Origin of the sequence: Agromyces binzhouensis, from assembly GCF_004135055.1 — a bacterium.
GTDB lineage: Bacteria > Actinomycetota > Actinomycetes > Actinomycetales > Microbacteriaceae > Agromyces > Agromyces binzhouensis.
Map to the genome: position 1 here is coordinate 1 of NZ_SDPL01000537.1, position 1690 is coordinate 1690.

3 protein-coding genes are annotated in these 1690 nt (G+C 72.7%); 1 reads left to right on the forward strand and 2 read right to left on the reverse strand.

Annotation, left to right across the window (positions count from 1 at the left end; all coding sequences use genetic code 11):
• The coding region (locus tag ESO86_RS16485) for a DUF937 domain-containing protein (protein ID WP_129235907.1) at positions 1–531 on the reverse strand (531 nt) is incomplete at its 3' end.
• 84 nt (positions 532–615) lie between these two features.
• A complete protein-coding gene (locus ESO86_RS16490) occupies positions 616–1233 on the reverse strand; it encodes a TetR/AcrR family transcriptional regulator (RefSeq protein ID WP_129235908.1) in 618 nt (205 codons plus the stop codon).
• Positions 1234–1416: 183 nt separating this feature from the next.
• Between ESO86_RS16490 and ESO86_RS16495 the strand changes: the two genes are divergently transcribed.
• On the forward strand, positions 1417–1690 hold a 274-nt coding region (locus ESO86_RS16495), incomplete at its 3' end, for a hypothetical protein (RefSeq protein WP_422836510.1).

The following is a 1690-nucleotide window of genomic DNA, read 5'->3' on the forward strand; positions in this document are numbered from 1 at the left end:
CAGCCCGCCGAGCGCACCGGCCGAGCCGCCGGAGGCGCCGCCACCCCCGGCACCGCCCAGCAATCCGCCGAGCAGGTCGCCGATGCCGCCCCCACCACCGGTCGGGGCGGCCGTCGCCCCGCCCTGCTGACGCTTCGAGAACTGCCCGGCGAGGAAGCTCAGCACGATCGGCGCGAGGATCGGGAGCAGCTTCTGGATGAGTCCCGGATCGGCCTTCCCCTCCGTCGACCCGAGCTTCCGCACGACCTGGTCGGTGTTCGCGCCGAAGACGTTGTGCACGATCCTCTCGCCGTCTCCCTCGTCGACCTCGTCGAGGTCCACACCGCCCTCGAACAGCTTCGGCGGATGGTGCTGCACGGCCCGTTCGAGCGAGGCCGCGCCCGCGGCATCCTGTGCGTTGGCCCCCATGCCGCCGAGGAGCGCGGGCAGCGCCTGGTCGACCGCCGCGCGGGCGGTCGCCTCGTCGACGCCGAGCCGCGAGGCGAGGTCGGCGATCGGGATGTTCGCGATGATGTCGTCGTACGAGGCCACGGCCGTCCTTCCCCCCTGTGCACCCTCCCCGGGCGCCCACGCTCACGCTAGCCGTCGGGCGATGCGCGGGGAACCCCGGAGCGCTCAGTCGGCCTCGCGCAACCGCGAGAGGCGCAGTCGCAGCGAGTCGAGGAGGAGCTCGAGTCCCTCCTCGAACGCCCGGTCCGAGCGGGCGGCGCCGCGCTCCGCGCCGGCGAGCAGCCGCCCGAGCGTCTCGGTCGGGCCCTGCGGCTGCCAGATGTCGTCGGGCGACGCGAGGTCGAGGCCGAACCCGAGCGCGAAGGAGTCGAGGATCGCGACGACGGTGAGGACCTCGTCATCGGGGAATCCGGCGTGGAGGAGCGCGGTGGCGAGGTTGTCGTAGCTCGCGATGACGAGCGGGTCGGTGATGGTCTTGCCGACGATGAGCGGGATGGCGTTGGGGTGGTCGGCGTACATGCGCCGCTGCGCGCGCAGGGTCGTGGCGACGACCTCGTCCCACGTCCCCTCGGGCAGGTCGGCCAGGTACTGCCCCGCGATGCGGCCGCGGATGAGCTCGATGATCTCGTCGCGCCCGCGGACGTGGTTGTAGAGCGAGGACGGCGTGACGCCGAGCGCCCGGGCGAGCGCGTTGACGCCGAACGGCCGGCCGGAATCCACGAGCTCCAGGGCCGCGTCGGCGATGCGATCGGCGGAGAGGAGCGGCACCTTCGGCCTCGGCATGCGCACCTCCTCGTCGCGCCCAGCCTAGGGCGGCGTGCTGACGGATTCCGAATCACCCCTTCCCATCCGGCGGGTCGGCGTGGATAATAAACGAACACCATTCGTTAGAGCGGATGCCGCACCGGGCGAACCGCGAACCTCCCTCTTGCACGACGACGTGCACTCCCCGACAGGAGACCTCCCGTGACCGACCACGTTCCCACTGCTCGCGTCCCACTCCGCCTTCCCGGCGCCGTCGCGACCTTCGGCATCGGCATCGCCGGCTACCTCGGCGTGAACCTCTCGCCGTACATGATCGCCGCACTCCAGACGGCACTCGGCGCCGACGTCCTCACCGCCAGCTGGATCGTCACCGCGACGCTCCTCGCCACCGCGATCACCGGCCTGGCCGTCGCCCGGCTCTGCGCCGGCCCGCGGCGCCTCGCTGTCGCGCGCATCGGGCTCGCGGTCGCCGCGG

Excerpts from the sequence above, each read along its gene's own strand:
- ESO86_RS16490 (WP_129235908.1), bottom strand. The coding sequence starts at position 1,233 with ATGCCGAGGCCGAAGGTGCCGCTCCTCTCCGCCGATCGCATCGCCGAC.